General features: G+C 44.8%; 2 protein-coding genes. Both read right to left on the reverse strand.

Annotated elements, in window-relative coordinates:
* A partial coding sequence (locus AC3AYF_RS21075; protein ID WP_487780422.1) for a hypothetical protein occupies nt 1–446 on the reverse strand: 446 nt, incomplete at its 3' end.
* 29 nt (nt 447–475) lie between these two features.
* The coding region (locus AC3AYF_RS21080; protein ID WP_487780423.1) for an NAD(P)H-dependent glycerol-3-phosphate dehydrogenase at nt 476–1,366 on the reverse strand (891 nt) is incomplete at its 5' end.

Raw genomic sequence — 1,366 nt, forward strand, 5'->3', positions numbered from 1 at the left:
ACTCGGCCAGTATTCGTTTTACGCTCTCTTGATATTGTACCCTTATGCAAACCGATACTGACAAACGTAATATCTTCTTCTGGCCCAACCTGAGATAAACCATTTGGTATAGTGGCACTTAATATTTGAAGTTCGGCTGGAGAAAAAACAGGCTCCTGCCGTTCTCTCAATAAAATTGTGTTATTAACATACAACGATGATAAAACGGTACGTAACTGTTCACTGGTAATCGATTCTGGATGTTCATTTGCTATACCCGGCTTATCGCGATCAACAATTTTTACATATTGTAAACCTGCCTGCCACAATGTGCGCCCATCTTGACCTAAGATGATCTCATCATCGGTAGGTGCTTTATCTCGTGTTAATGTGCCACAGCCCGTAAGACTCATTGACATAACTAGGCTGATGACTATTATGCTGCCCAAATTAACCATGCGACGCATAGAGCTTTCCTCTTTATTATTACTTGTCATTAAACTGGGAGGCTATTTTCTGCCTTTTGTTCCCTACAAAGCAACTCCTGCACACTTTCGCGCGGGTCACCACCTTCAAACAAAATTTTATAAACCTGCTCCACTATAGGCATTTCGACGCCTACTTGTTGAGCTCGCTTTAATACTTCTTTCGCGGCATACATGCCTTCTACCGTTTTACCCACTTCAGCAACAGCTTGTTCGACAGTTAAACCTCGACCAATGGCTAGACCCAGTTGCCGGTTTCGACTCTGATCATCCGTGCAGGTTAAAATCAAATCGCCGATACCCGACAAACCAAACATGGTTTCTGTTTGAGCACCTAAGCTGTCAGCCAAACGTAATATTTCTGCCATACCACGGGTAATTAACGCTGCACGAGCATTCGCGCCATACCCCAAACCATCTGAAATACCCGCACTAATGGCCAATACATTTTTAACCGTACCGCCAATCTGCACACCTAATACATCATGTGTTGTATATGCACGCAATGTTGAACTATGCAAAGCAGACGCCAAACTTTGAGCAAAAGTTTCATCTGTTGAAGCAACGGTGATCGCTGTAGGTAAATCTTTTGCCACCTCAGCAGCAAAAGATGGCCCAGAGATAACAGCCAAGGAATGAGATGAACCCAACATTGCTGCTGCCGTATCCAACAAAAAATCACCCGTTTCAGGCGTCAGGCCTTTGGTCGCCCAGCTCAGTGGTGTGCCGTCAGCCATTAGCGGCTTAGCTTTTGCTAACATCTCAGCAAAAGCAATACTTGGCACTGAAACCAAGATATGCTTTGCAGAGCTTACCGCCTTGTCAAAGTCAGGCTCAATACGCAAGGTCTCAGGCAACTTTAATCCCGGCAGGTATCGCTCGTTAGTACGAGTGTGCTGCAT

The sequence above is a fragment of the Salinicola sp. genome, assembly GCF_982684285.1.